23 protein-coding genes are annotated in these 25,134 nt (G+C 61.2%); 13 read left to right on the forward strand and 10 right to left on the reverse strand.

The window, feature by feature from the left end; all coding sequences use genetic code 11:
• Positions 1 to 11: 11 nt before the first annotated feature.
• Positions 12 to 893: a homocysteine S-methyltransferase family protein gene (locus ACO07N_RS08445; RefSeq protein ID WP_421980589.1), complete on the reverse strand. Its 882-nt coding sequence runs from the start codon at positions 891 to 893 to the stop codon at positions 12 to 14.
• Between the two features lie 149 nt (positions 894 to 1,042).
• Positions 1,043 to 1,642 (reverse strand): helix-turn-helix transcriptional regulator, encoded by a 600-nt coding sequence (locus ACO07N_RS08450; RefSeq protein WP_421980590.1) that lies wholly within the window; start codon positions 1,640 to 1,642, stop codon positions 1,043 to 1,045.
• A 159-nt stretch (positions 1,643 to 1,801) separates the two neighbouring features.
• Between ACO07N_RS08450 and ACO07N_RS08455 the strand changes: the two genes are divergently transcribed.
• The gene (locus tag ACO07N_RS08455; protein ID WP_421980591.1) at positions 1,802 to 3,331 is read left to right on the forward strand and encodes a multicopper oxidase domain-containing protein; all 1,530 of its coding nucleotides are present in this window, start codon (positions 1,802 to 1,804) and stop codon (positions 3,329 to 3,331) included.
• Positions 3,332 to 3,344: 13 nt separating this feature from the next.
• On the opposite strand, the gene tcuB is transcribed toward ACO07N_RS08455, so the two are convergent.
• The gene (gene tcuB / locus ACO07N_RS08460; RefSeq protein WP_421980592.1) at positions 3,345 to 4,412 is read right to left on the reverse strand and encodes a tricarballylate utilization 4Fe-4S protein TcuB; all 1,068 of its coding nucleotides are present in this window, start codon (positions 4,410 to 4,412) and stop codon (positions 3,345 to 3,347) included.
• Positions 4,402 to 5,787 carry an FAD-dependent tricarballylate dehydrogenase TcuA gene (tcuA, locus tag ACO07N_RS08465; RefSeq protein WP_421980593.1) on the reverse strand — a complete coding sequence of 462 codons (1,386 nt, stop codon included), beginning with the start codon at positions 5,785 to 5,787 and terminating at the stop codon, positions 4,402 to 4,404. The genes tcuB and tcuA overlap by 11 nt, the downstream gene beginning before the upstream one ends.
• A gap of 79 nt (positions 5,788 to 5,866) precedes the next feature.
• On the opposite strand from tcuA, the gene ACO07N_RS08470 reads away from it, so the two are divergent.
• On the forward strand, positions 5,867 to 6,793 hold the full coding sequence (locus tag ACO07N_RS08470; protein ID WP_421980594.1) for a LysR family transcriptional regulator: 927 nt from the start codon (positions 5,867 to 5,869) through the stop codon (positions 6,791 to 6,793).
• Positions 6,794 to 6,804: 11 nt separating this feature from the next.
• On the opposite strand, the gene ACO07N_RS08475 is transcribed toward ACO07N_RS08470, so the two are convergent.
• From ACO07N_RS08475 to ACO07N_RS08485, 3 genes are read right to left on the reverse strand one after another with little or no spacing between them, the layout of a single operon-like run.
• A complete protein-coding gene (locus ACO07N_RS08475; protein WP_421980595.1) occupies positions 6,805 to 8,313 on the reverse strand; it encodes a SpoVR family protein in 1,509 nt (502 codons plus the stop codon).
• A complete protein-coding gene (locus ACO07N_RS08480; RefSeq protein ID WP_421980596.1) occupies positions 8,306 to 9,628 on the reverse strand; it encodes a YeaH/YhbH family protein in 1,323 nt (440 codons plus the stop codon). The genes ACO07N_RS08475 and ACO07N_RS08480 overlap by 8 nt, the downstream gene beginning before the upstream one ends.
• A 20-nt stretch (positions 9,629 to 9,648) precedes the next feature.
• Positions 9,649 to 11,583: a PrkA family serine protein kinase gene (locus ACO07N_RS08485; protein WP_421980597.1), complete on the reverse strand. Its 1,935-nt coding sequence runs from the start codon at positions 11,581 to 11,583 to the stop codon at positions 9,649 to 9,651.
• Positions 11,584 to 12,050: 467 nt separating this feature from the next.
• Between ACO07N_RS08485 and ACO07N_RS08490 the strand changes: the two genes are divergently transcribed.
• From ACO07N_RS08490 to ACO07N_RS08530, 9 genes are all read left to right on the forward strand, one after another.
• Positions 12,051 to 12,284 (forward strand): hypothetical protein, encoded by a 234-nt coding sequence (locus ACO07N_RS08490; RefSeq protein ID WP_421980598.1) that lies wholly within the window; start codon positions 12,051 to 12,053, stop codon positions 12,282 to 12,284.
• Positions 12,274 to 13,758 (forward strand): ABC transporter substrate-binding protein, encoded by a 1,485-nt coding sequence (locus ACO07N_RS08495; protein WP_421980599.1) that lies wholly within the window; start codon positions 12,274 to 12,276, stop codon positions 13,756 to 13,758. The genes ACO07N_RS08490 and ACO07N_RS08495 overlap by 11 nt, the downstream gene beginning before the upstream one ends.
• A gap of 99 nt (positions 13,759 to 13,857) precedes the next feature.
• Entirely contained in the window at positions 13,858 to 14,805 is a 948-nt protein-coding gene (locus tag ACO07N_RS08500; protein ID WP_421980600.1) for an ABC transporter permease, read from the forward strand.
• Positions 14,802 to 15,632, forward strand: coding sequence for an ABC transporter permease (locus tag ACO07N_RS08505; RefSeq protein ID WP_421980601.1), 831 nt, complete (start codon positions 14,802 to 14,804; stop codon positions 15,630 to 15,632). The genes ACO07N_RS08500 and ACO07N_RS08505 overlap by 4 nt, the downstream gene beginning before the upstream one ends.
• Positions 15,629 to 17,218, forward strand: coding sequence for an ABC transporter ATP-binding protein (locus ACO07N_RS08510; protein ID WP_421980602.1), 1,590 nt, complete (start codon positions 15,629 to 15,631; stop codon positions 17,216 to 17,218). The genes ACO07N_RS08505 and ACO07N_RS08510 overlap by 4 nt, the downstream gene beginning before the upstream one ends.
• 10 nt (positions 17,219 to 17,228) lie before the next feature.
• The gene (locus ACO07N_RS08515) at positions 17,229 to 18,683 is read left to right on the forward strand and encodes an aldehyde dehydrogenase family protein (protein WP_421980603.1); all 1,455 of its coding nucleotides are present in this window, start codon (positions 17,229 to 17,231) and stop codon (positions 18,681 to 18,683) included.
• A gap of 41 nt (positions 18,684 to 18,724) precedes the next feature.
• Positions 18,725 to 19,465, forward strand: coding sequence for an SDR family oxidoreductase (locus ACO07N_RS08520; RefSeq protein ID WP_421980604.1), 741 nt, complete (start codon positions 18,725 to 18,727; stop codon positions 19,463 to 19,465).
• A 185-nt stretch (positions 19,466 to 19,650) separates the two neighbouring features.
• Entirely contained in the window at positions 19,651 to 20,283 is a 633-nt protein-coding gene (locus tag ACO07N_RS08525) for a glutathione S-transferase family protein (protein WP_421980605.1), read from the forward strand.
• Between the two features lie 113 nt (positions 20,284 to 20,396).
• Entirely contained in the window at positions 20,397 to 21,035 is a 639-nt protein-coding gene (locus tag ACO07N_RS08530) for a glutathione S-transferase family protein (protein ID WP_421984400.1), read from the forward strand.
• Positions 21,036 to 21,059: 24 nt separating this feature from the next.
• Here the strand turns inward: ACO07N_RS08530 and ACO07N_RS08535 are convergent, their stop codons facing one another.
• The 3 genes from ACO07N_RS08535 to ACO07N_RS08545 form a co-directional block, all read right to left on the reverse strand.
• The gene (locus tag ACO07N_RS08535) at positions 21,060 to 21,851 is read right to left on the reverse strand and encodes a 3-keto-5-aminohexanoate cleavage protein (RefSeq protein ID WP_421980606.1); all 792 of its coding nucleotides are present in this window, start codon (positions 21,849 to 21,851) and stop codon (positions 21,060 to 21,062) included.
• A 121-nt stretch (positions 21,852 to 21,972) separates the two neighbouring features.
• Positions 21,973 to 22,620: a maleylacetoacetate isomerase gene (maiA, locus tag ACO07N_RS08540; RefSeq protein WP_421980607.1), complete on the reverse strand. Its 648-nt coding sequence runs from the start codon at positions 22,618 to 22,620 to the stop codon at positions 21,973 to 21,975.
• A gap of 111 nt (positions 22,621 to 22,731) precedes the next feature.
• Positions 22,732 to 23,097, reverse strand: coding sequence for a DoxX family protein (locus ACO07N_RS08545; RefSeq protein WP_421980608.1), 366 nt, complete (start codon positions 23,095 to 23,097; stop codon positions 22,732 to 22,734).
• 97 nt (positions 23,098 to 23,194) lie between these two features.
• Between ACO07N_RS08545 and ACO07N_RS08550 the strand changes: the two genes are divergently transcribed.
• Together ACO07N_RS08550 and ACO07N_RS08555 are read left to right on the forward strand one after the other, a co-directional pair.
• Positions 23,195 to 24,076, forward strand: a complete 882-nt coding sequence (locus ACO07N_RS08550; protein ID WP_421980609.1) for a LysR family transcriptional regulator — start codon at positions 23,195 to 23,197, stop codon at positions 24,074 to 24,076.
• Positions 24,077 to 24,356: 280 nt separating this feature from the next.
• Entirely contained in the window at positions 24,357 to 25,130 is a 774-nt protein-coding gene (locus ACO07N_RS08555) for a substrate-binding periplasmic protein (protein WP_421980610.1), read from the forward strand.
• The last annotated feature ends 4 nt before the right edge of the window (positions 25,131 to 25,134 follow it).

Here is a 25,134-nt window from a genome sequence, read left to right on the forward strand (position 1 = left end):
CCGTTCCGGTTCTAGCTGAAACGCCGCGCAAGCTCTTGTATATGCGCCGGTCCCACTTCGCAGCAGCCGCCGACGATCGTCGCGCCGGACGCAATCCAGCCGCCGACATGGTCGGCATAGGCGTCCGGGGTGAGATCAACACGGGACGTCAGCTTCGTCACCGCGCTGCCTGCGCTCAGGAATTCCTTGCTGATCCCGGTGAACCCGTTGGCGTAGCCGCCTGTCGGCAGTCCGGCTTCCGTCGTGGCTTTCAGTCCAGCGGTTACGGCTTCCGGTATGGAGCAGTTCAGCAGGATGGCTTGCGGGGCCAGCGCGGCAACTTCGCGGACGGCGTCTTCCAGGCTTTCTCCAGAGCGCAGTTTCGTACCATCTCCGTCGTCGACCGTCAGGCCGATCCAGACAGGTTTGCCGTGGCCGAGCGCACCCGTGACCGCGGCCCGTGCCTGCTCGATCGAAGCAATCGTCTCGATCAGGTAGGAATCCACGAAATCCGCCTGGATGCGGCAGATTTCCGCGTAAAGCTCGACGGATTCCTCTTCCGGCGGCGCGCCGTCGTGGCTGTAGGACCAACCGAGCGGACCGACGGACCCGACCACCGATCCGGAACCGTGTGCATCGCGCGAGCGGCAGGCGATTTCGCATGCCTGCTGCTGCAGTTCTTCGAACCGGTCTTCGATCCCGTTCGGGCGCAGGCGGTCGCGATGGATCGCGTAAGTGTTCGCCGTTGCCACATGCGCACCGGCAGCGAAATAGGAATCGTGGATCGCTCCGACGAGATCCGGCCGTTCCATCATGATCCGCGTCGACCAGAGCCCTGTCGGTTCGAGCCCGCTCAGGCGGACAAGCTCCTGGCCCATGCCGCCGTCGAGGATTGTTATCTTGTTCGTTTCCACCACTGCACCCGGATGATTGTTGGTTTTGTGTGCGATCCCGGGGACCGCGATACGGCCGGTCCCGTGTCCAAGCGTTCGGGGTTATATCTCGCTATCGGGGCCTGACAAGGCCGGGACCCGACGTTTTCAGGTCGCGATGCGTCTCTTGGTCATCCGTCCTGCACCGGCAGGGGATCGAGCATGTCCTCGAAGAACCATGCGGTCAGCTCGTTCCGGCTGGAAACGCCGGCCTTGCGGTAGACGGTGGATGCCTGCTGCCGCACCGTTTTCTCGCGCGTTTCCCTGAGCCCCGCGATTTCCCGGAATGAAAGACCCTTCAGCATTCCGATCACGACATCCTGCTCACTGGCGGTCAGGTTCCAGGCATTGAACTGCTTCTGCATGACCGCGCGGTATTGTCCCGCAAGCTCAACCGAACGCGAGTCGAGGCGCGCCAGTTGGCCGCGTGCTTTTTCAAGCTGTCCGCTCAGCTCCAGGAGTGTTTTCTGCTGAATATGGCGATCGTACAGAAAGGTGCCCAGGACCAGTGCGCTGATCAATAGCCTGGCAAGATCGTCGCCCATGGAACCGAGCGTTTCGCCGGCCCGGAATTCGTTGAGAACTTCAACGACACTCGTGGCAAACACGATCAGAACGAACGCGGCAAAAAAGGTTCGCCAATTCCACAACGGCCCGTTCGTATCCAGCATGAAGTCGTTCCCCGTCTTGCGTGTCTTTGGCAGCCCGGCATCCGGTCGCGCCGTTCGCATTGACCCTATGTCCTATGCCGGAAGGCGTCGATCCGGCATTTGTCCGATGGACGGATACCTACGTGTTTCCCATTCACAAATACATCGGGGCGCCATGCACCACTTCGCTGTGGCTTACGGCAAGTGCCCGCACCGGATTTGCTGAATTGGAGATCAGATATGTCGCTCACATTTTCCCGGCGCCAGGTCCTCGCAGGCGGCCTTGCACTCACAGGTACCTGTCTGGCAGGGCCGGCATGGTCGAACACGGCGCGGCCGCGGTTGCCGATATCGCCTCTTGCGGACGGCACGGACGGCGCGCCGCTGGACCTGACGATCCGCACTGGCATGTGGTCTTTCAAACCGGGCGTCATGACGCCGACGATCGGTGTCAACCAGGACTATCTGGGCCCGACCATTCGAACCCGGCGGAACACCGAGCTCACGCTCAACTACCACAACACATTGACCGAAGGCGTCTCCGTCCATGGGCACGGACTTCATGTCCCTGGGGATGTCGACGGCGGGCCGCAGCTGGAAATGTCCCCCGGCGAACGCTGGCAGCCGACGCTATCGATCGTGCAGCCGGCAGCCACCTGCTGGTACCATTCCCATACCCACGGAAAGACCGGAGACCAGGTCTATCGCGGCCTCGCGGGCATGATCATCATCGATGACGATGAGGACGTCTCGAAGGAACTTCCGAACCGATACGGCGTCGACGATCTTCCGGTGATCCTTCAGGACAGAACCTTCGATGCGGCGGGACGGCTGGTCTATTCGCTGGAAGAGGCTGGGGAAGACGGCTGGTTCGGCGATACGGCCATCATCAACGGTGCCTTGTCGCCGGTCGCGGAGGTTCCGGCCGGCAAGGTTCGTCTTCGCCTTCTCAACGGCGCGAACGCGCGATTTTATATCCTGGCATTCGCCGACAACCGGACCTTTCACAAGATCGCCAGCGATGGCGGCCTGCTGGAAGCGCCCGTGCCGATGACAACCATGGAAATGTCTCCCGGCGAACGCTGCGAAATCATCGTGGACCTGTCCGACGACACCTCGGCTGAACTGCTGACCTTTTTTGAAGACGAGATCGACGAGGAAGGTGAGGGGATCGTTTCCGGTCTCGTGGGTCTGCTGACCGGACCCGGTCAGTCGGCACCGCCCGCCTCGCTGCTGTTGACGGTCGACCGGACACTGGTCGCGCATACCGCGCGCGTTCCCGAACGCCTGGCGACGATTGACCGTCCGGACCCGGGCGAGATCACGAAAACGCGCGAATTCATTCTGGAAATGGATCACGGCGGCGGCGAGGGCGCCCATGCCGGGCATGCGCAGGGCCACGGTGCACATGAGGCGCACGCCATGACCATGACGATCAACGGGGCTGCAATGGACATGAGCGTGATCAACGAGCGCGTCGAGCGCGGTGTCTGGGAACGCTGGCGGATCCGTTCCGATCAGGGCGCGCATCCGTTCCACGTGCACGGCTGTTCCTTCCTGATCGAACAGATGGAGGGCGCGGCTGTAACTCCCGATCAGGGCGGCTGGAAAGACACGGTGGTGCTGGACGATGACGACTGGTCGGAAATTGTCGTCCGCTTCGATCACCTTGCGAGCGAAGATTTCCCCTACATGTATCACTGCCACATTCTGGAACACGAAGATCAGGGCATGATGGGGCAGTTCACGGTAACCGACAGAACCGGCTGAAGGCGGCGGGAACTTACCCCGCCGACTTCCGCTGTTCATCGCGAATGAGGGCGGTGAGGCGGTAGAAGCCGTGGGCCATCTTGGTATAGGGCGTCAGCAGGAAGAAGCTGAGCACCGAGCCAAGGTGGATGGCAAGCAGCGTCGGCATGGCCGCCGTGCTGCCGAGTGCGTAAAGCGCAAGGCCGGAGAGCGCGACCAGGAACAGGAGCAGGATGAAACCCATCTCGCCGCCCCAGTTGGCCGCTGCGCCAAGAGACCGGTCCGCTTTCAGTTTCAGCGAAGCCAGCATGACCGTGCCGATCACCATCAGGATGCCGCCCGGTATGCCCAGAAGCTTCGGCAGCGACCACAGCGGATAAGGCGCGGGCATGTCGAAAACGTAGTGGAGAAGCGTTCCGGCCGAGGTCGAGGCAAAGCAGAGCAGGAAGCCGTACATGACGGCCTGGTGCGCGTGACGCCGCGCCTGGCTGAACCGGTCTTCGTCTTCGAAATTGCAGCCGTCGCCGTGCCCGCCCGCGAGGTTCTTCATTTTCGCCGCGGACCCGAAGGCATCGACGATCTCCTTCAGCGCGATCGTCGTGCCGCCGGTCTCTGTCCAGTAGCGTCTCAGGCTGACCGCAATGCTTGCAAGCGGAAACAGGAAGGCCGGGAGGAAAATCGCCACCATGGCCGAATGGGACAGAACCGCATAAAACCCGTCGCCGCCGGCGGACCCGAGCGCGCGGAATGCCAGGAACAGGAGGGCAAAGCCGAGGATCGTCGCGAGCGCGATCATCACGCCGCTTTTCTGAAAACGCCGGGCAACCGGGGCGGGCCACGCAAGACTTTCCCAGCTGTCCTGGCGCACTTCCGCAAGCGCCTTCGGCAGATTGAGATCGAACTCGTGCGGTGCCGTGTACTGGCAGGCGTAGTAACAGCCCCGGCAGTTGTGGCAGAGATTGGCCAGCTGGGTCAGGTTTGCGTCGGTGAAGAAACGTTCCTGGTGCAGGGCCGGAAAGACCGAGCAGTAGCCCTCGCAGTAGCGGCAGGCGTTGCAGATCTCCGCCTGGCGGCGGGCTTCCTGGAGCAGATCAGTTTGCATGATTGGCGGCCTCCCGGCCTGCGATGCGACCGAACACGGTTCCGATGGTCATGCCGAAACCGGCGAGATAGCCCTGTCCGAGAATGGACCCGGCCATGGTTTCCCCGGCAGCCCAGAGGTTTCGGACAGGACCGCTTTCGGTGCTGCACTGGGCGTTCTCGTCCACTTTCAGGCCGAGATAGGTGAAGGTGACTCCGGTCTTCAGGCTGTAGCCGTAGAACGGCGGCTGGTCGATGGGGCGCGCCCAGTTGGTTTTGGGAATGTTGATCCCGGTTGTCTTGACACCATCCAGTTCCGTCGGATGAAAGTTCGACGTGTCGCCGCAGGCGGCGTTGAAGGCGGTGACCGTGTTGCGCAGCTTTTCGGGTGGAAGGCCCATTTTCCCGGCAAGTTCTTCCAGCGTGTCCGCCTTGATCGGCGGGAAGACCGACGGCATGAACAGGTCCAGCGACTTGGCATCGATGATGACGTAGCCGATCTGGTCCGGCTGGTTGGCCACGAGACGTCCCCAGATCGCATAGCGCTTCGGCCAGACATCCTCGCCTTCGTCGTAGAAGCGGTCCGCTTCCTTATTGACGACAATGGAAAACGGCACGCAGTCCAACCTTGTGACGATGCCGCCGTCGAATTTCGGTGCCCGGCCGTCGATCGCGACCGCATGGCACTGGGTCGGGTCACCGACCGACTGGACGCCCTGATCGAGGAGATCCGCCAGGACGACGCCGCGGTTGTAGGGTGTGCCCCGGATAAGGAAATTCTTTGCCGGTGGACCCCAGGCGCGGGTGAGCCACTCGGTATCTGCCTGGAACCCGCCGGAGGCAACAATCACGGCGCTGGGCGTCAGCTGTTTTGTCTCGCCTTCATGCGTGTAGTCGATCCGCACGATCCGGTCGCCGTCGAGCTCCAGATGCGTGACGTTGGCCTCGTAAAGGACCGAAACGCCGAGCTTCTCGGCGGTGCGGTAATAGGCGTTGACCAGCGACTTGCCGCCGCCCATGAAAAACGCGTTGGTACGCGCCAGCGAAAGCGTGCCGGACAGGGACGGTTGAAAACGGACGCCGTGCTCTTCCATCCATGGCAGGCATTCTTCGGAGGCGCGGATCGCCAGCCTTGCGAGCGTCTCGTCGGTCTTTCCGTCGGTGACTTTCAGAAGGTCGTCAAAATATTCGTCCTCGCTGTAGTCGTCGACCAGCGGGCCGAGCGGCGCCGTGTGCATGCACCGGAAGTTTCTGGTGTGGCGGGAGTTGCCGCCCCGATAGGCCTTGGGTGCGGTTTCCAGAATGACGACGCTTGCCCCTTTTTCCGCGGCCGTCATGGCCGCGCACAGGGCGGCGTTGCCGCCGCCGATGATGGCGATGTCGTACGGGCTGCTCATGATGCTTTTCCTCTCGGAGGCGTTTTAGCAGTCGTTCGATTATTTTGACAATTGTCGGTTTTTATCTCATTGATGCTCCATGCGCATCAATTTCGATTTCAACGATCTCGAGGCCTTTCTGGCCGTCATGGAGACAGCCTCGTTTCACCATGCCGCCGAGCGGTTGAGCCTGTCGCAATCCGCGATCACCCGCAGGATCCAGAAGCTGGAGGAAACGCTTGGCTCCGTCCTGTTCGAGCGCACCACGCGCGCGGTCAGACCGACGCTTGCCGCCAAGCGGTTGCAGGCGCGGGCCGAGGCGATGCTGGAAGGCGCAAGGGAGACAACCCTGGCCATGCGGGACGAAAGCGTCGCCTTTGCCCACCAGCGCGGCTCACTGGTAACGATCGCGATGATCCCGACCATGGTCACACCCCTGCTGGCACCCGCGATCGGCCGCCTTCGGGAAAGCGGCACGGTCCCAAGGGTGCGGCTTCTGGATCGGGCCGCCAACGAGGTCGCGGAAGCCGTTTCGCAGGGAGAAGCCGATTTCGGCATCTGTTCCATCGGCTCTCTGGAAGCGAACACGCAGTTCGAAGCGCTGTTCGAGGACAGGATCGTCCTGTCGCTGCCGCGCGGCCACCAGCTTGCCGAAGCCGAAGCCGGGGCCGTCGCCTGGTCAGATCTTCAGGACGTGCCCTTGATCCTTCCGGCAAGAGGCACGGGCAATCGTCTCCTGATCGACGAGGCGATGGCCAGGAGCCGGCTGTCGCCCCGCTGGACGTATGAAGTCGGCCGCTCGACCACCGCTATGGATCTTGTCAGTGAAGGTATCGGCGCCGCGCTGCTGCCGCGATCGGCAATGACGTCCGCACAAGGCAAAACGCTGGCTTTCAGGAAACTGGGCGACCCGGTCGTGTCGCGCCCGGTCGGGATGCTGACCCGGAACGGCGTTGCCGGAAATCCGCTCACGGATGCGTTTAAGCGGGCCTTCCGGGACTTGTCGGAAGGTTTGCGGACGATCTGACAAGGTGGTGTTCAGTTCGGCTTATCCGACTCGACGATGTCGACCTTGTATCCCCAGAGCCGCTCGACATGTTTCAGGGTTGCGGCCCTGCTGTCCGGATCGAGCGGGACGGCGTTGCGCCGGATGGCCTTCAGATGCAGGCACCGGTCTCCGAGAAGATCGGCGTCGGCGACCTGGATCTCCGGCTCAAGTGCCGACAGGTCATGGTCGCGCGCCAGGGCGTCGCGCACATGCCGGTACCCCTGCTCATTGTGGATGCCGGTCACCGTGCAATAGCGCGACGATGAGTCGTCCGACAGGGCGAACATCCTGAACCGCCGGATCACGGCAGGCGAGAGAAACTGCTGGATGAAGCTTTCGTCGCGATAGTTGGCCCATGCCTGTCTCAGGACACTGCGCCAGTCGCCGCTTCCGGCGAGATCCGGAAACCACTCCCGGTCCTCCTCGGTCGGGTCCAGGCACACGCGCCTGATATCGTCCATCATCGCGAACCCGAGCGCGTAGGGGTTGATCCCGGAAAAACGCGGATCGTCGAAGTCCGGCTGGGTCAGCACGTTGGTGTGGCTGTGAAGGATCTCCAGCATCGCGCCGTCGCTGATCCGTCCCTGTTCGTGCAGCTTGTTCAAAATGTAGTAGTGCACGAAGCTGGCACAGCCCTCGTTCATGACCTTCGTCTGCTTCTGCGGATAGAAATACTGCCCGATATTACGCACGATCCTCAGGATTTCGCGCTGCCATGTGGTCAGTACGGGGCTGTAGTGTTCCAGGAAATAGAGCAGGTTCTCTTCGGGCAGATGCATGTCGCGTTTGCGGTCGAGAAGCTCCGTATCCGTCGACGCTTGACCGCGCGCAGGGTTCAGGATGGTGTTCCAGAGATAGTGGACATTCTGTTCGGCCGCTGCGATCCGTTCGCGGCGCTGCTCTTCCGCTTCTCGCAGGGAGGGCTGTCGTGGACGGCGATGCCGGAAGACGCCGTGCGGCATGAGGGAATGCGCGGCGTCGAGCGTTGCCTCAACCTCGCCAAGACCATGCTTTTCCTCGCAACAGGCAATGAATTTTCGCGCGTATTCGAGGTAGTCGAGAATGCCGTCGGCATCCGTCCATTGCCGGAACAGGTGGTTGGACTTGAAGAAGTGGTTGTGACCGAAAGCGGCATGCGCCATCACCAGCGCCTGCAGCGGCATGGTGTTCTCTTCCAGACAATAGCTGATGCACGGGTTGGAATTGATCACGATCTCATAGGCGAGCCCGCGCGCGCCCTTGCGATAGAGGCGCTCGTGGCCCAGAAAGTGTTTTCCGAACGACCAGTGATGATACATCAGCGGCATGCCGATCGACGAGTAGGCGTCCAGCATCTGCTCGGATGAAATGATCTCGATCTGGTTCGGATAGAAGTCCAGCCCGAGGTCATCGCGGGCCACCTCCTCGATGGCGTCCAGTGTCCGCCGCAGCGTTTCGAAGTCCCAGTCGGCCTGGTCGAACAGCAGTTCGGATTTGGGTTTCGGTGCGCGTTTAGCCATGGCCTTGCCCCGAGGGGTCGCGCGCGAAGAGTTCGCGGAAAACGGGATAGATATCGGCGGCGGTCGCGACCCGTTTTCTAGCAAAGTTCGGCCAGGCCTCCGCCACGCGTCCATAGGACTCCCAGAGCTCCATGCCGGTTGCCTCGCTGTTGATCAGCTGCGCTTCGTCCTCGCCGACGATCTCGACATAGGCAAAATACTGGCAGACCTGCATGAGGTCTTCGCCGAGGAGGGCGGCGCAGCGCCGGGAATCGCCGCCGAAGTTTTCGCCGTCCGAAGCCTGTGCCGCGTAGATGTTCCATTCCGACGGCGGGTAACGGTCGCGGATGATGTCCTTCATGACGACAAGCGCGGTACTGACAACGGTTCCGCCTGTCTGCGGCGAGTAGAAAAAGGTGTCTTCATCGACCTCCGACGCGTCGTGTGTGTGCCGTATGAAGACGATGTCGGTTTTTTCGTAGCGGCGCTCGAGAAACAGGTGCAGCAGCATGAAGAACCGCTTTGCCAGGTCCTTTTCGCGTTCGCCCATTGAGGCGGACACGTCCATCAGGCAGAACATCACGGCATTGGCGTTCGGTTCCGGTTGCTGGATGAAGTGGTTGTAGCGCACGTCGAGCGGGTCGATATAGGCGACAATCTTGCGTCGTTTCGCCAGGATTTCATAGGCGGCGCGCAGGTCGGCCAGTTCCGCGCGTTGTTCAGGCGTCGGTGACGCGACCTGCTCCAGCCTGAGAATTTCCTTCAGCAGGGCCTGCGCTTCCTTGTCGGTCGGTCTTTTCAGGCCGATCCTGCGGCCAAGGGCATTGCGCATCGTCCGGGCAATATTGATGTTGGCCGGTGCGCCCGACGTGGAATAGCCGGCGCGGTGGGGATGCGTCCGGGTGATTTCCTTCAGGCTCTGCTTGATGAGGTCGGGCAGCTCCAGGTCCTCGAAGAAAAAGTCCAGGAATTCCTCTCTGGAAAGCGCAAACAGGAAATCATCCTCGCCGTCCCCGCCCGGGGCTCCCTGGCGGCCGGCGCCGGAACCGCCGCCGCGCGGCGGCTTTTCGATCCGGTCACCGGTCTGGAAGCTCTTGTTGCCGGTATAGACCCGTTCCCTGCGCCCGCCTTCGGCAGCCTTGCGGAACGAGGGTTCGCTGACCCCGTCGGTCGGAACGCTGACATCCTTGGCCCGGCCGACATCCGCGACGCCGCGCTCGCGCACGGCATCCTCGACCGCTTTCTTGATCTGGGTCCGGACCCTTTTCAGGAAGCGCCGCCTGTTGCTCAGGCTCTTGTCTTTCGGGTTCAGTCTGCGGTCGATGAAATGCGCCATCTTTCACTCCGCCTCCGGCGCTACCCGGCCTTGTTGACGCGCATGTACCACTCGACCAGCCGCCTGACCTGCCGTTTGGTGTAGCCGTGACCGGTCATGCGCTCGACGAACTCGTGGTGCTTCTCGTCGGTCTTCTTGTCCCGCTTGGCACCGAAACTGATGACTGGAAGAAGCTCTTCCACCTTGCCGAACATGCGCTTTTCGATGACCTGGCGCAGCTTCTCGTAACGCCGCCAGTCCGGGTTCTGTCCCTGGTTTTCCGCACGGGCGCGCAGAACGAACTTCACCACCTCGTTGCGGAAGTCCCGGGAGTTGGCGACACCTGCCGGTTGCTCGATCTTCTCCAGTTCCTTTTCCAGAACGTCGCGGTCGAATATCTGGCCAGTGTCCGGGTCCTTGTAGTCCTGCTCCTCGATCCAGGCGTCGGCATAGGCGATGTAGCGGTCGAACAGGTTCTGGCCGTAGTCCGTGTAGGATTCCAGATACGCCTTCTGGATCTCGTTGCCGATGAACTCGGCATAATGCGGCGCCAGCTCCGTCTTGAGGAAGTCGAGATAGCGGCTCTCGGTTTCACCATCGAACTGCTCCCGCCTGATGGCCTGTTCCAGGACATACATCAGGTGGACCGGATCGGCGGAAATCTCCTCGGTGTCATGATTGAACGTCTCCGACAGAACCTTGAAGGCAAAGCGTGTCGAAATGCCGTTCATGCCCTCGTCGACGCCGGCCGCATCCCGGTACTCCTGGAGCGACTTCGCCTTCGGATCCGAGTCCTTCAGCATCTCCCCGTCATAGACGCGGAGCTTGGAATAGAGCGTCGAGTTCTCGTGTTCGTGCAGCCGCGTCAGCACGCTGAAACGTGCCAGCAGTGGCAGGGTTTCCGGGGCGCAGGAGGCCTCGGCCAGGGCACTCTGGCTGAGCAGCTTGCCGTAGATTTCGGCTTCGGCGCTCGCCCGCAGGCAATAGGGAACCTTCACCACGCTGATGCGGTCTAGGAACGCCTCGTTGTTCTTGTTGTTCTTGAACTGGCTCCATTCGGATTCGTTCGAATGCGCCAGGATCAATCCCTGGAACGGCAGGGCGCCGATGTTCTCCGTGCCGACATAGGACCCTTCCTGGGTCGCCGTCAGCAACGGATGCAGCACCTTGATCGGCGCCTTGAACATCTCGACGAATTCCATCATGCCCTGCGTGGTGCGATTGAGCGCGCCCGAATAGCTGTAGGCGTCCGGATCGTCCTGGCTGAATTCCTCCAGCTTTCGGATGTCGAGCTTGCCGACAAGCGCGGAGACGTCCTGGTTGTTCTCGTCGCCCGGTTCGGTCTTGGTGACGCCGATCTGGCGCAGCTTCGACGGGTAGAGCTTGACGATGCTGAACTTCGATATGTCGCCGTCATATTCGTCGAGGCGTTTCGTCGCCCACGGGGAAATCAGTCCGGTCAGAAGGCGCCGCGGAATGTTGTACTTGTCTTCCAGCAGGTCGCCGACACGATTCGCACTGAAAAGGCCGAGGGGCGACTCGTAGACCGGGCTGATCTGGTCGCCGGCCTTGAGCACGTAGATCGGCTCCTGTTCCATCAGCCTCTTCAGGATTTCGGCGATACTTGACTTGCCGCCTCCGACCGGGCCGAGCAGGTAGAGGATCTGCTTGCGTTCTTCCAGACCCTGGCTGGCGTGTCGGAAGAAGCCGACAATGCGCTCGATCGTCGCTTCCATTCCGTAGAGGTTCTTGAAGGGGGCGTACCGTTTGATCGTCCGGTTCATGAAAATCCGGCCGAGCCGCTGATCCTGGCTCGTGTCGATGACCTCGGGCTCTCCGATTGCGGCCATCATGCGCTCGGCTGATGTCGCGCGCATCAAGGGGTCGTCTCTGCATCCAAGCAGGTAGTCCTGGATCGTGATTTCTTCCAGGTTTCTATTTCTGTAGTCCTCGGCGAACCGTGTGTAGATCTCCATGTTCCACTTCCAGCTAGGCGCTCCCAGAGTACCTGCCCCCACTTAAAGTAGATGGGACTTTCCCCTTTGCTGGCAACTTAAACTTTCGACTTTCGCAAAAATTTCGTTCTCAAAAAAAATTGCAGGAGATTTTCGTCTATCTGCCTTCATTCCGGCGTAAAGATCTGGTTCGCATCTGCGGAAGACTTGGAAAGTGGCAGTTTTCGCCTGTTTTTTCTCCACGCTGTCTGAAAATTGGGCTGTACTTTTTCAATTATTGCAAAAATTGCTGACTTATTCCGCGATTACACTTGAGATGAACTTGGGGAGCTGTCGCAAGCGCGGCTTCAAAGTCATCGATGTGTCGAGTGATCATAGGCCTTGGCACCGTGGAACGAGCATACCATACTGATTGGCAATTCTGTCACCCGGAGCCCATCGCATGGTGGTGTCCGATCAGCTGATTCGGGGAGTAGGCCGATAACGAGATGATCCCGCTGCGCCGACGAAGGATCGCCCGTTTTCCGGCCCTCGCTGCGTCGAAAATCGAAAATTGCATCGCTTGTGAACCGGGAATTCTGGATTTGGCGCACGAACCGGATGAATATGATGGTGTGAAAGACATGCTCGATGCCGCGATGGCCCCGTGCCGTTCGCTGATCGACCTGTTGGCAAAGCCGCAAGGCGCGGCATGGACAGATGGGGAGAGCTATGCGTTTTAAAATGATAGGGAGTGGGCTGGTCAGCGCGCTGGCATTGGCCGCAAGCATCGGCATCGCGGAAGCCAAAAGCGATATCGTGGTCGCCATGCAACTCGAGCCTCCGCATCTGGACCCGACCAGCGCCGCCGCCGGTGCGATCGATTCCGTGCTTTATTCCAACGTCTTCGAGGGGCTCACCCGCTTTGGGCCGGACGGCACGGTCAATCCCGGCCTTGCCGAAAGCTGGATGATCTCCGAAGACGGCAAGACCTACACATTCAAGCTGAATTCCGGCGTGAAGTTCCACGACGGCACGGACATGACGGCCGAGGATGTGAAGTTCAGCCTCGACCGGGCCCGGGCCGACGACAGCGCAAACGCCCAGAAAGCGCTCTTTGCCGGTATCGACAGCGTCGAGGTCGTCGACCCGCTTACCGTCAAGGTCACGCTGACGGAGGCCAACAGCAATTTCCTGTTCAACATGGCCTGGGGCGATGCCGTCATTGTCGCGCCGGAAACGATCGCCGACATCAAGACCAATCCGGTCGGAACCGGGGCCTTCAAGTTTTCCGATTGGGTTCAGGGCGACAAGATCGAACTGGAAAGGAATCCCGACTACTGGGGCGCGCCGGCGCAATTGGACAATGTCACCTTCAAGTTCATCTCCGACCCGACAGCCGCGTTCGCGTCCGTGATGGCCGAGGACGTCAACGCGTTCGTCGGTTTTCCGGCACCTGAAAACCTGCCGCAATTCGAGGCGGACCCGAGGTTCCAGGTTCTTGTCGGCTCGACGGAGGGCGAAACGATCCTGGCGATGAACAACAAGCTTCCGCCGCTCGACAATCCGAAGGTACGCGAGGCCATTTCTCATGCGATCAACCGTCAGGCCATCATCGACGGGGCCATGTTCGGATACGGCACACCGATCGGAACGCATTTCGCTCCGCACAATCCGGACTATGTCGATCTGACGGGCATGAGCCAGTATGATCCGGAGCTTTCGAAGAAGCTGCTGGAGGAAGCCGGATTCCCGGATGGCTTCGAGACAACGCTCAAGTTGCCGCCGCCGTCCTATGCCCGCCGCGGCGGAGAGATCATCGCCTCGCAGCTCAGGGCGATCGGCATCGAAACCGAGATCACCAGTCTGGAATGGGCGCAGTGGCTTGAGCAGGTCTTCAAGGGCAAGGACTACGGCCTGACCATCGTCAGCCATACCGAACCGATGGATATCGGTATCTATGCCCGGCCGGATTACTACTTCCAGTATGACAATCCGGAGTTCCAGGCGCTGTTCGCGGACATCACCAGCGAAAACGATCCTGAAAAGAGGTCGGCGCTTCTGAAGCAGGCGCAGGAGAAAATCGCTGCAGATCACGTGAATGGCTACCTGTTCCAGCTGGCGTTTCCGACCGTCGCCGATGCCAGGATCAAGGGTCTTTGGAAAAACCAGCCGACCCAGGCAACCGACCTGACGGGTGTCTCCTGGGAAAATTGAGGTCAGCACAGACGGGCGCCCGCACCTGGCGGGCGCCCCGCGGTTTCAAACGGTCCGAAGTTTGCGGACACGACATGTCGGCTGGTGCGTGACGGGCTCATGTTGCACTATTTCCTGAAACGCCTGCTCTCGCTCGCACTGAGCCTCGTCGCGGCGTCCGTGCTGATTTTCCTGACGCTCGAAGTCGTGCCCGGCGATCCGGCGGCCTATATGCTCGGTATCAACGCGCAGGAGGACACACTCAACGCCCTGCGCGAGCAGCTGGGCCTGAATGGCACGATCCTGCAGCGGTACCTGTCCTGGGCGGGCGGGCTGCTGGTCGGTGATTTCGGGACGTCCTACACCTACCGGACACCCGTTGCCGAGCTGATCGGCGAACGCCTCTGGGTATCGCTGCCGCTGGCTCTCTATGCGCTTTTGCTGAGCACGCTGATCGCGTTTCCCGCCGGTATCTGGGCGGCGTCGAAACGGGGGACCGTTGTCGATTCCTGTGTCATGGGCGTCACCCAGCTTGGCGTGGCGATCCCGAACTTCTGGTTCGCGATGCTGATGGTGCTGGTCTTTGCCATCAATCTGCGCTGGTTCTCCGCGGGCGGTTTTCCCGGATGGGAGGAAGGTCTGTTCGCAGGCATGAAAGCCCTGACCCTGCCGGCGATCGCCCTCGCCCTGCCGCAGGCAAGCATTCTGACGCGGGTGATGCGCTCCAGCCTGCTCGACACGCTTGGCGAAGATTACATCCGCTCTGCCCGCGCCAAGGGCCTCACACGGCGTCAGGCGATGTGGCGGCATGCGTTGCGCAATGCCCTCATCCCGGTGCTGACCATCATGGGCCTGCAGTTCTCCTTCCTGCTGGCGGGCGCGATCATCATCGAGAATGTGTTTTATCTGCCGGGTCTCGGCCGCCTTGTTTTCCAGGCCATCAGTTCACGCGACCTGATCGTGGTCGAGAGCGTGGTCATGCTGCTCGTCTTTGCGGTCATCCTCGTCAATTTCGCCGTCGACCTTGCCTATGCCTGGGTGGATCCGAGATTGCGGAGGCGGCGATGAAGAGCCTTCTGCACAACCGGTCGACGCTGCCCGGAGCGCTGCTGACGCTCATCTTTGCAGGCGCGGCGATCATCAGCCTGTTCTGGGTGCCGTATGACACCACGGTCCTCAACATCGCGGACAGGATGAAACTCCCCAGTCTCGTCCACCCGTTCGGAACGGATCAGTTCGGGCGCGACATCCTGAGCATGCTGATGGTCGGTGCGCGCACATCGATCGCGGTCGCGCTTGTCGCGGTCGGTATCGGCATGCTGGTTGGCGTGCCCCTCGGACTTGCAGCCGCCGCCCGCAAGGGCAGCCTGCCGGACGAGATCATCATGCGCACGAACGACCTCGTGTTCGCGTTCCCGAGCCTTCTGATCGCCGTGATGATCACCGCCGTTTTCGGTGCATCGGCGCTGAACGCCATCATCGCCATCGGCATTTTCAACATCCCGGTCTTTGCCCGCCTGACCCGTGGCGCGGCCCTGACCCTGTGGAGCCGCGAATATGTCATGGCGGCGAGGGTCGCCGGAAAGGGACCCGCCCGGATTTCGGTGGAACATATTCTGCCCAATGTGACCAATCTCCTGATCGTCCAGGGCACGATCCAGTTTTCGCTCGGCATTCTTGCCGAGGCCGGTCTCAGCTATGTCGGCCTCGGTGCGCAGCCGCCGACCGCCAGTTGGGGACGGATGCTGGCCGACAGCCAGACCATGATTTCGCTGGCACCGCATCTGGCGATCTTCCCGGGCATGGCGATCCTGCTGACCGTGCTCGGTCTGAACCTTCTGGGCGACGGGCTGCGCGATCTGCTTGATCCCAAACTGCGGAGGGCGCGCACATGAGCCTCCTGGAGATCGAAGACCTGTCGCTTGAGATCCACGGCGAGCCAATCCTGAAAAATGTCTCGATGCAGGTCGAGCCCGGCCGCGTCCTGGGCGTGATCGGCGAGAGCGGCTCCGGCAAGTCGATGACGGCCTTCAGCGTGCTGCAGCTGCTGCCGAACGGGTCGGAATGCGAAGGCCGCATCTCCCTTGCCGGACAGGACATTCTGACCGCCGGTGAAGAGAAACTCTGCAGCATTCGCGGCCGGGACGCCGGCATGGTGTTTCAGGAGCCGATGACGGCGCTCAATCCGCTGCAGACGATCGGTGCGCAGGTTGCCGAAACGATCCTCGTCCACGAAAAGGTAGCGAAATCGGAAGCCCTTGCGCGTGCGGCGGATGCTCTGCGCCGCGCCGAGTTGCCACCGGAACGGTTTCCGCTGACACGCTATCCGCACGAGCTTTCCGGCGGTCAGCGTCAGCGTGTCGTCATCGCCATGGCGATCGCGCTGCGGCCGAAGCTGCTGATTGCCGACGAACCGACCACTGCGCTGGACGTCACCACGCAGGCTCAGATTCTTGAACTCCTGAAACGGCTCGTCGCCGAGGAGGGCATGGGTCTGATGCTGATCAGCCATGACCTCGCGGTGGTCGCGGATCTCGCCGACGATCTCGTGATCATGCGCAGCGGCGAGGTCGTCGAGAGCGGACCCGCGCAGGACCTGTTTCGAAACATGCAGCACCCGTATTCGCGTGCCTTGCTGGAAGCCTCCGGCCACGTTCCGGAGAGACGCGAGGCAGCCGGGGAGACGGCCCTTCTGCAGGTCAGCAATGTTGTCCGCGAGTATCAGACGCACACCCATGGCTGGTGGGGCCGGACAGCGCAGGTCCGGGCTGTCGACACCGTCAGCTTCGAGATCCGGAAAGGGGAAAGCGTCGGGCTCGTCGGAGAGTCCGGCTGCGGCAAGTCGACATTGACACGGGCCATTCTCGGGCTTGAGGAAACACAGGGAGGTGACATCCTGCTGGACGGAACACCCGTGATCAGCCATCACCGGATCAACCGGGATATCCGCCGTCGCATGCAAGTGGTTTTCCAGGATCCTTACGGCAGCTTCAATCCGCGTTGGCGCGTCGACCGTCTGATCACCGAACCCTTTCACCTCCTGGACAGCCCTCCAGCCGGCGCCGAACGTGAGGCGGCGATCGTCGAGGCGCTGGAAAGCGTTGGCTTGAGCGCCGGTGACAGCCGCAAATACATCCATGAATTCAGCGGCGGCCAGCGCCAGCGGATCGCGATTGCTCGCGCGCTCATCATCAAGCCCGAGCTGATCATCCTGGATGAAGCGGTCTCTGCGCTCGATGTCTCGGTGCGCGCCCAGGTTCTGGATCTTCTGGCCGGGCTCGCGGATCGCTTCGGCCTGACCTACCTCTTCATCTCGCACGATCTCAGCGTCGTGCGCTCCATCACCGAACGTGTGCTTGTCATGAAATCCGGACGGATCGTCGAGGAGGGCCCGACGGAAGACGTCTTCGACAGGCCGCAACATGCCTATACCAAACAACTCGTGGCCGCGGCGCCTGTCCTGCCGGCGGACGTTGCCTGAAGGAGATGTCATGACAGACCAGCTCGATCTTTGGTTCGATCCTTCCCGATGCCTGTTAGACGGAAAGTGGGTGGCGCCCACGGGCGGCGAATATCTTCCGCTTGAGGACCCGTCGACGGGCGAACGGATCGGCTCGATCGCAAGAGGCACCGCCGCGGACATCGATGCCGCCGTCGCATCCGCGCGGAATGCGTGGCAGGGCGACTGGGGCCGCACGACAGCGGTCGAGCGCGGGCGTCTGCTCTTCAGGCTGCGGGAGCTGGTCCTGGAAAACGTCGAACATCTGGCGCGCATCGAGGCAATCGACGTCGGCAAGCCGCTGAAACAGGCGCGCGCGGATGCCGTCGCCCTGGCCCGATATCTTGAGTTTTACGGCGGTGCCGCCGACAAGCTCCATGGCGAGACGATCCCCTATCTGGACGGATACACGGTCTACACCTTGCGCGAACCGCACGGGGTCACCGCTCATATCGTGCCGTGGAACTACCCGATGCAGATCATCGGACGGTCCGTCGGTGCAGCGCTTGCGACCGGCAACGCCTGCGTACTGAAGCCGGCCGAAGACGCCTGCCTGACCGCCCTGGCGTTCGCGGATCTCGCGATCAAGGCAGGGCTCCCCGCCGGGGCACTGAATGTCGTCCCAGGCCTTGGAACGGAAGCCGGTGCCGCGCTGACGGGTCATCCGGGTGTCCATCACATCAGCTTCACCGGTTCCGTCGCCACGGGCGTGCATGTTCAGACCGCCGCCGCGCGCAACGTGGTTCCGGTGACGCTTGAACTGGGCGGAAAGTCACCGCAGCTCGTCTTTGCGGACGCGGATCTCGACGCCGCCCTGCCGTTTCTCGTCAACGCGGGCATCCAGAATGCGGGCCAGACCTGCTCGGCATCGTCCCGGATCCTGGTGCACCGGTCGATCCACGACGAGCTTGTCGGCCGGATGGCTGAACGATACGGAGCACTCAGGGTCGGTCCCGCCCTGTCGGACCTTGACGTTGGTCCATTGATATCAGGGCGGCAGCAGGCCATCGTCTCCAGCTACCTGGATAGGGGCGACGATCTTGACAAGGCGGCCGAGGCTTCCCTGGAGAAAGTGCCTGACGGAGGCAACTACGTGCGGCCGACGCTGTTTTCCGGTGTGTCGCCCGCGCACACTCTGGCGCGCGACGAGATTTTCGGGCCGGTGCAGGTGGTTATCCCGTTCGGGGACGAGGACGAGGCCGTGGCAATCGCCAACGGAACGGACTACGGGCTGGTTGCCAGCATCTGGTCACGGGACGGCGCACGGCAGATGCGGCTGGCCCGGAAAATCCGCTCCGGTCAGGTTTTCATCAACAATTATGGGGCTGGCGGCGGCGTCGAGCTGCCCTTTGGCGGTGTCGGCAAGTCCGGACACGGGCGCGAAAAAGGCTTCGAGGCGCTTTACGGTTTCACCACGGTGAAGACGGTCGCCGCCTTTCACGGGTGAAGACCGCAGATCCGGAACTGAAAGATGAACAGGAAACAAAAATGAGATTGCAGGGAAAAACGGCCATTGTGACCGGCGGCGCGTCCGGCTTCGGTGCCGGCATCGTCCGAAAATTCGTGGCCGAAGGCGCCAGGGTGCTGATCGCGGATCTGAACCTGGCCGCCGCACAAGACATGGCACGGGAGGTCAGTGCTCTCGCGGCCAAGGTGGATGTGGCGTCCAATGAAAGTGTGGCCGCCCTCGCAGCTCAGGCCGCCGAAGTGCTCGGACCGGTGGACATATTCGTCAACAATGCCGGCGTCACGCACCTGCCCACGCCGTTGCAGGACGTGAGCGAAGAGGATTTCGACAAGGTCTTCGCGGTCAACTGCAAGTCGGTCTACCTGACGGCGCGCCATTTCGTTCCGGCAATGACCGCTGCCGGAAAAGGCGCGATCCTCAACGTGGCGAGCACTGCGGGCCTCAGTCCGCGGCCGAAACTCAACTGGTACAACGCTTCCAAGGGCTGGATGATAACGGCAACCAAGACCATGGCGGTGGAACTGGCCCCGTCGGGCGTGCGCGTGAACGCGATCTGCCCCGTCGCCGGCGAAACGCCGTTGCTGAAGAGCTTCATGGGGGAAGACACGCCGGAGATGCGGGCGAAATTCCTGTCAACGATACCGATTGGCCGGTTCTCCACGCCGGAAGACATGGGCAACGCCGCCTGTTTCCTGTGCTCCGACGAAGCCGGCATGGTCACGGGTGTGGCCATGGAGGTCGATGGCGGGCGCTGCATCTGACGATCCGGGGCTTTGGGATGTCCGTCTGCGCGGGCGTTCCGGGAGACTTCGTATGCAGGGCAAACAGATTGGGCCGCAGGATCACGTCTTTTTGTCAATTGAGGGTTTGTGGCGCGCGCTGAAATGGTGATGATCCGACAGCGCCGCGTCCGGTGCGGTGGCAGCTTCAAAGGGATATCGAAACGATGATCAGAATACATGGCCGTATTACGTCCGCAAACGTGCAGCCCGTGGTCTGGTGCCTTGAGGAACTGGGTGTTGAATATGAGCGCCTGGATGTCGGTGGCCCGTTCGGTGGCAACGACACGCCCGAATACCTGGCCATGAACCCGCTCGGACTGGTCCCCGTCATGGAGCAGGACGGCGAGGTCCTGTCGGAATCGGTGACAATGCTCCGGTACATCATGCGCCGCTACGGAGGTCATCCCTCCGACCCGATGGCCGCTGCGAAGATCGAGCGCTGGGCCGACATGTCCCGCCAGCATATCTACACGCCGTTGATCCCGACGTTGTTCTGGCAGTTGATCCGGACACCGGCGGACGAACGCAACAACGCAGGTGTCGCGGGTGCGGTCGCGGCGCTCAAGCAGTCGATGAACATCTTCCAGGACCTGATCGAAGGACCCTTTGTGGGCGGCGACAAGCTCAATCTCGTCGACTACCAGATTGGCAGCCTGCTCTATCGCTACTACGAGCTCGATTTCGAACGGGCGGACCTGCCCGGGTTGCGCGCCTATTACGACCGTCTTTGTGAACGCCCGGCCTATCGCGACTGCGTCATGATCGATTTCATGGGCATGAAGGTCCCGGGCGCCTGACGACGGTGTTCATGTGCGTGCGCAAGGGCGCCGCGGGCATCTTTGCGCATGAAGCTGTCAATGAGGACGCGGTCACCCGCGGCAAGCGGGAACAGACCGGAAAGGCGAGAAACGTGATCGAATTCTATACATGGACAACGCCCAACGGGAGAAAGGTCTCCATTCTCCTCGAGGAACTAGGCGTGGAATACACCGCCCGTGCGGTCGATATCGGCAAGGGTGAACAGCACAAGCCTGATTTCCTGAAGATCGCGCCGAACAACCGCATCCCTGCGATTGTCGACACGGAAACCGGCATCACCATGATGGAAACCGGTGCCATCATGCTCTATCTGGCCGAAAAACACGGGAAATTCATGCCGGAAGGGCCGGCCCGGTGGCAGGCCATCGAGTGGCTGATGTGGCAGATGGGCGGACTGGGCCCGATGCTGGGCCAGGTTCATCACTTCGTGAAATACAACAAGGGCAAGTCGGACTACGCCGAGGAGCGTTACGCGACGGAGGGCCAGCGCCTTTACCGGGTGCTCAACACGCAGCTTGAGGGCCGGGACTATATCGCCGGAGACGGCAAGGGCGAATACTCGATCACGGACATGGCCTGCTGGCCCTGGGTCTCCCGTTTCGAATGGCAGGAAATCGATCTTGCCGCCTATCCGAACGTCAAGGACTGGTATCTGAGGATCGCGGAGCGGCCGGCTGTCCAGCGCGGCTACCATGTCCCGAAATACGTCAACGACATTCCGATGCCGTAAGCAGAAACCGGGACCGGTCTCTCCTCAGAGGTCGATACCGGATGTCTGCGCCAGTCTGACAAGTTCGGATACGCGTTCCGCGTTGTCGCGGGCAACGCTTCCGTCCCTGTTCCACAGCGAGTTCTCAAAGCCGACCCTGGCCTTGCCGCCAAGTTCCAGCGTGCGCAGCAGGCAATCGGTTTCTTCCCGGCCGAACGCGCACAGCATCCAGTCGAACGCCTGCGTCTCCTTCAGTGCAAGCATCGGCTGGATAAAAGGTTCGATATCTTCCGGCCGGCTCACCTTGCTGCCGTCATAGGACCCGAGCACCAGCTGCACCTGATGGGAACGGCCCGGAATGGTGCCATTTTCGATGAAGCCGATCAGCCGGTCCATGTCCTTCCGGTCGAAGCAGATATGCTGGATCGCGACGTCGTTGTCCCTTGCCCAGTGATAAAGCGCCCTGGCCTCCGGCTCGGCCTCCGCATCCGGGACGAGTTCCCGGATCGCAGCCGTGACGGCCTTGGGTTTGAGCGCACGGATGAGCGTCCTCTGATCGGCGGCATCGAACCGGCCGGCGGCCTCGCTCGTGACCTGCACGAACCAGCCCGGGAACGCGTGTTCAAGCCGCGCAACGAGTGTCCTGTAGCGCTCGAGGTCGAGGCTGTGCGATCCGTCATCGGCGCGGATATGCGCATGCACACCGCCCGCCCCGGCCGCCGCACAGGCGCGGCAGGTCTCGACGATTTCGTCGATCGTGATGGGCAGCGCGGGATGCGCGGACTTGCCCCGGCGCGCCCCGGTCGGAGCGACAAGTATCTTCGGAAGAGCGGTCATGATCTTTTGCGGTGGCGTGGGTGAGTTTGCGGACGGATGAACCATGTACCGGTTCGCGGCTGCGCGATGCAAGTCCGCCGTGGCAAGACGCGGTCACTTCGGCTGACTGTGGTGGCCGATGTCAGCCAGGGGGCGCCCCGACGGCATCCGGGTGTGCATCCTGAAAGGCTTTCAGGCCCTCCGCCGCACGTGCAGCCTCCCGTATTCTGGCAAATCCGGAGACGTCGGCGCCCCAGCGGTCGGCGTTGTAGAGCTGCGGGATCAGGCAACAGTCGGCCATGGTCGGCTGAGCGCCGAAACAGAACGGCCCGTCCGTGGACCGGAGCAGGTCCTCGAAGGCGGCAAGGCCCTTTTGAATGAAGTGGCGCATCCACTCCGCCCTTGTGTCGTTGCCGCCACCGGTCAGGTCCAGAACGTGTTGCGCGACACTGAGATTGCACACCGGGTGGATCTCCATGGCAATGGCATAGGAAAGCTGGCGGACCCGGTACTGGCCGTCGATATCGCCCGGCAACAGTGAAGATCCGGGGGTGGCCGCATGCAGGTATTCGATGATGGCCAGGGACTGGGTCAGAACCTTGCCGTCGATCTCGAGCGTCGGCAGAAGCCCTTGCGGGTTCTGCGCGAGATACAGGTCGGAGCGGTGATCTCCTGTCAAGAGGTTGACCGGCCTGAGCGTGGTCGGAATGTCCAGCAGGTTCAGCGCGATGCGAACGCGATAACTGGCTGAGGATCGCCAGTAATCGGATAGAAGTGCCGTTCGCGCCATTTTGAATCTCCCGCTGTTTGCTGCTGGGTCTTGATAGACCCGCAAGCGGAACAAGTGCAATGGTGCAGGGCAAATTGGACGGCCAGCCAGGCAAGGCTGACCGGAGACCTGCTACGAGGCCCGCGTGCCGCCCAGGATTGCGGTGATCTGATCGCGATGCAGGTAAAGAACGGCGGCGCAGAGCAGTCCAAGCACAATTGCCGGCACTGCCGACGGGCCTGTTATGAACCAGTGTGTCAAGACGGCGCCGACCATTGTTCCGCCAAGAACCGAAGCGCCGACGGCCTGCCGGTTCGGCCACCAGAGAAGTGCTGCTCCACCCACCTCGACGCCGCCGGTGAAGTATCGAAACCATTGGCCGAAGCCGATGGCGTCGAAGCCTTCAACCATCATTGGGACACCGACAAGTTTCGCGCCACCGGCGCCTACAAACACGAGTGTCAGGAGGGCACGCAGTCCAAGAGAAAGATAGGTCATATTCGGTTCCAGATAGTATTCGCAGTTGTCATGTTCGAAAATGTATGCTGCATAATTGCAAATCAATGCGCAAAAAAGCGCAGAATATGCGCGTAAAATGTACAGGTACGAAATGGAGAAGTGGACCGAACTCCGGACGGCCTACCACGTCGCCAAACTTGGCACGGTGAGCGCGGCCTCTCGCGCTCTGGGTGCACACAGAGCCACCGTCAACCGCCACATCGATGTTCTGGAGAAAGAGCTGGGAGCAAGGATATTCATCCGCCACCCGAAGGGTTACACGCTCACCGAGTTCGGTGAGGACCTCCTCAAGGTCGCGCAAAAGACAGATGAATTGCTGGAGGATCTCGTCGACCGCGCGAACGGCCGCGATGGATCGATCGAGGGTGAAATCAGGATCACGTCACTTCAGCCGATTGCCAATGCGCTCATGGAACCAATCGCGGCATTCCGGTCGGCGAACCCGAATTGTCAGGTCACGATCCTATCAACCGAAGACCTGAAACGTCTCGAACATGGTGAAGCGCACATCGCGCTTCGGGCAGGACCAAAGCCCGAGCATCCCGACTATGTCGTCCAGACCTTCGGCCGTGTCGGGCTGAACCTTTATGCCCATACCAGCTATCTTTCCCGAAAAGGCGCACCGGACAACGTCGCGGACCTGGCGTTCCATGAGTTCGTGATGCCGCCGGAGAACGAAAGCCGTCTTGCCATCTGGTCCTGGATTTACGAGCGGATTGGCACGCCGAAAGTGGCTGTTGCCGCGAACGACCCTTTCGTCGTGCGGGAAGCTGTTCTCGCCGGGCTGGGGCTCGGGGTTCTGAGTGATGTCGATGTTGCGGGCCGGACCGACGTTCGTGCCGTTCTGCCCGGTAACGAGGATTGGGCCGTCCCGCTCTGGCTGGTGACCCATGTCGATCTGCATCGAACCGAGAAGGTGCAAGAGATGCTCACGCACATAAAAACGCTGCGGAGTTAAAGCTGTCAGCAGCGTTGTGAAGCGGCTAGGTTTTCGTGGTGGCGTCGAGGGTTGTCCGGCTTACGCCGCAATGATCTTGTACGACGTTATCACGCTGGCAGACATGTCGTTCCGGCTGGCGCGCAATGGCGCAGGCCGAAATCCGTCCGGTCCTGCGTTGTCATGCATCGTATACGCTGTTTATAGTTAATAAGGACGGTTGAGCGCATGCCTTTTTGCATGGGTTCTCGGGGGCAATAGAATTTTCAGACAATCCTTGCTTACCAAGGAGTTCAAGAAGATGCGTTTCAAGAGACACTTGTTTTGCAGGACCATCGCAGCGTTGCTGTTTCTTATGGCGTTCCCTGCGCTCGCGGAGCAAAAAACCTATACTGTCGTGGTGCAGGACTACGAGGAACTGCCACCCTATTCCACTTACCAGAATGGCGCTTACGGTGGCTTCAATCGGGAGCTTCTCGACCTTTTTGCGGAGCGGAGCGGGTACACCTTTGTCTACAAGGCGTTTCCGGTGAAGCGCCTCTTTCATGAATTTGTAAACGGCGTGGGTGACCTGAAATACCCCGACAACGACAAGTGGGCGCTCCATATCAAGAAAGACAAGGAAATCCACTACAGCGATCCGGTCGTGACCTACGTGAATGGCGTGCTGGTGAGGCCGGACAAGTTGGGCGAAGGCACAGGGGCAATCAAGAAACTGGGGCTGGTCGCGGGCTGGACCCCTATTGGCTTTCAGGACCAGATTGAAAGCGGACAAGTCAGTCTGATTGAAAACAATTCGTATTCGGGCCTCCTGAAGCAGGCCATAGCGGGCCGCATCGACGGGGCCTATTCCAATGTGGCGACAAGCACCTACTACCTCAAGAACGTCGTCGGGCAACCTACGGCACTTGCCTTCGATCAGTCGTTGCCGCACGTGAGAAGCGCACGGTTGCTCTCGTCCACGAACCATCCGGAGCTTATCGCCGAGTTCAACCAGTTCCTGGTCGATGAAGCGGACGCGATAAACGAGCTGAAACTGAAATATGGGGTCGAGGCCGGCGTCGTCATGAACTGACCGG

The sequence above is a fragment of the Roseibium sp. genome (assembly GCF_965229775.1).
Classification (GTDB): Bacteria; Pseudomonadota; Alphaproteobacteria; order Rhizobiales; family Stappiaceae; genus Roseibium.

Coding starts and splice junctions, on each gene's coding strand:
- ACO07N_RS08450 (WP_421980590.1), bottom strand. CDS start 1,642: ATGCGAACGGCGCGACCGGATGCCGGGCTGCCAAAGACACGCAAGACG.
- ACO07N_RS08455 (WP_421980591.1), top strand. CDS start 1,802: ATGTCGCTCACATTTTCCCGGCGCCAGGTCCTCGCAGGCGGCCTTGCA.
- tcuB (WP_421980592.1), bottom strand. CDS start 4,412: ATGCAAACTGATCTGCTCCAGGAAGCCCGCCGCCAGGCGGAGATCTGC.
- tcuA (WP_421980593.1), bottom strand. CDS start 5,787: ATGAGCAGCCCGTACGACATCGCCATCATCGGCGGCGGCAACGCCGCC.
- ACO07N_RS08470 (WP_421980594.1), top strand. CDS start 5,867: ATGCGCATCAATTTCGATTTCAACGATCTCGAGGCCTTTCTGGCCGTC.
- ACO07N_RS08475 (WP_421980595.1), bottom strand. CDS start 8,313: ATGGCTAAACGCGCACCGAAACCCAAATCCGAACTGCTGTTCGACCAG.
- ACO07N_RS08480 (WP_421980596.1), bottom strand. CDS start 9,628: ATGGCGCATTTCATCGACCGCAGACTGAACCCGAAAGACAAGAGCCTG.
- ACO07N_RS08485 (WP_421980597.1), bottom strand. CDS start 11,583: ATGGAGATCTACACACGGTTCGCCGAGGACTACAGAAATAGAAACCTG.
- ACO07N_RS08490 (WP_421980598.1), top strand. CDS start 12,051: ATGATCCCGCTGCGCCGACGAAGGATCGCCCGTTTTCCGGCCCTCGCT.
- ACO07N_RS08495 (WP_421980599.1), top strand. CDS start 12,274: ATGCGTTTTAAAATGATAGGGAGTGGGCTGGTCAGCGCGCTGGCATTG.
- ACO07N_RS08500 (WP_421980600.1), top strand. CDS start 13,858: ATGTTGCACTATTTCCTGAAACGCCTGCTCTCGCTCGCACTGAGCCTC.
- ACO07N_RS08505 (WP_421980601.1), top strand. CDS start 14,802: ATGAAGAGCCTTCTGCACAACCGGTCGACGCTGCCCGGAGCGCTGCTG.
- ACO07N_RS08510 (WP_421980602.1), top strand. CDS start 15,629: ATGAGCCTCCTGGAGATCGAAGACCTGTCGCTTGAGATCCACGGCGAG.
- ACO07N_RS08515 (WP_421980603.1), top strand. CDS start 17,229: ATGACAGACCAGCTCGATCTTTGGTTCGATCCTTCCCGATGCCTGTTA.
- ACO07N_RS08520 (WP_421980604.1), top strand. CDS start 18,725: ATGAGATTGCAGGGAAAAACGGCCATTGTGACCGGCGGCGCGTCCGGC.
- ACO07N_RS08525 (WP_421980605.1), top strand. CDS start 19,651: ATGATCAGAATACATGGCCGTATTACGTCCGCAAACGTGCAGCCCGTG.
- ACO07N_RS08535 (WP_421980606.1), bottom strand. CDS start 21,851: ATGACCGCTCTTCCGAAGATACTTGTCGCTCCGACCGGGGCGCGCCGG.
- maiA (WP_421980607.1), bottom strand. CDS start 22,620: ATGGCGCGAACGGCACTTCTATCCGATTACTGGCGATCCTCAGCCAGT.
- ACO07N_RS08545 (WP_421980608.1), bottom strand. CDS start 23,097: ATGACCTATCTTTCTCTTGGACTGCGTGCCCTCCTGACACTCGTGTTT.
- ACO07N_RS08550 (WP_421980609.1), top strand. CDS start 23,195: ATGTACAGGTACGAAATGGAGAAGTGGACCGAACTCCGGACGGCCTAC.
- ACO07N_RS08555 (WP_421980610.1), top strand. CDS start 24,357: ATGCGTTTCAAGAGACACTTGTTTTGCAGGACCATCGCAGCGTTGCTG.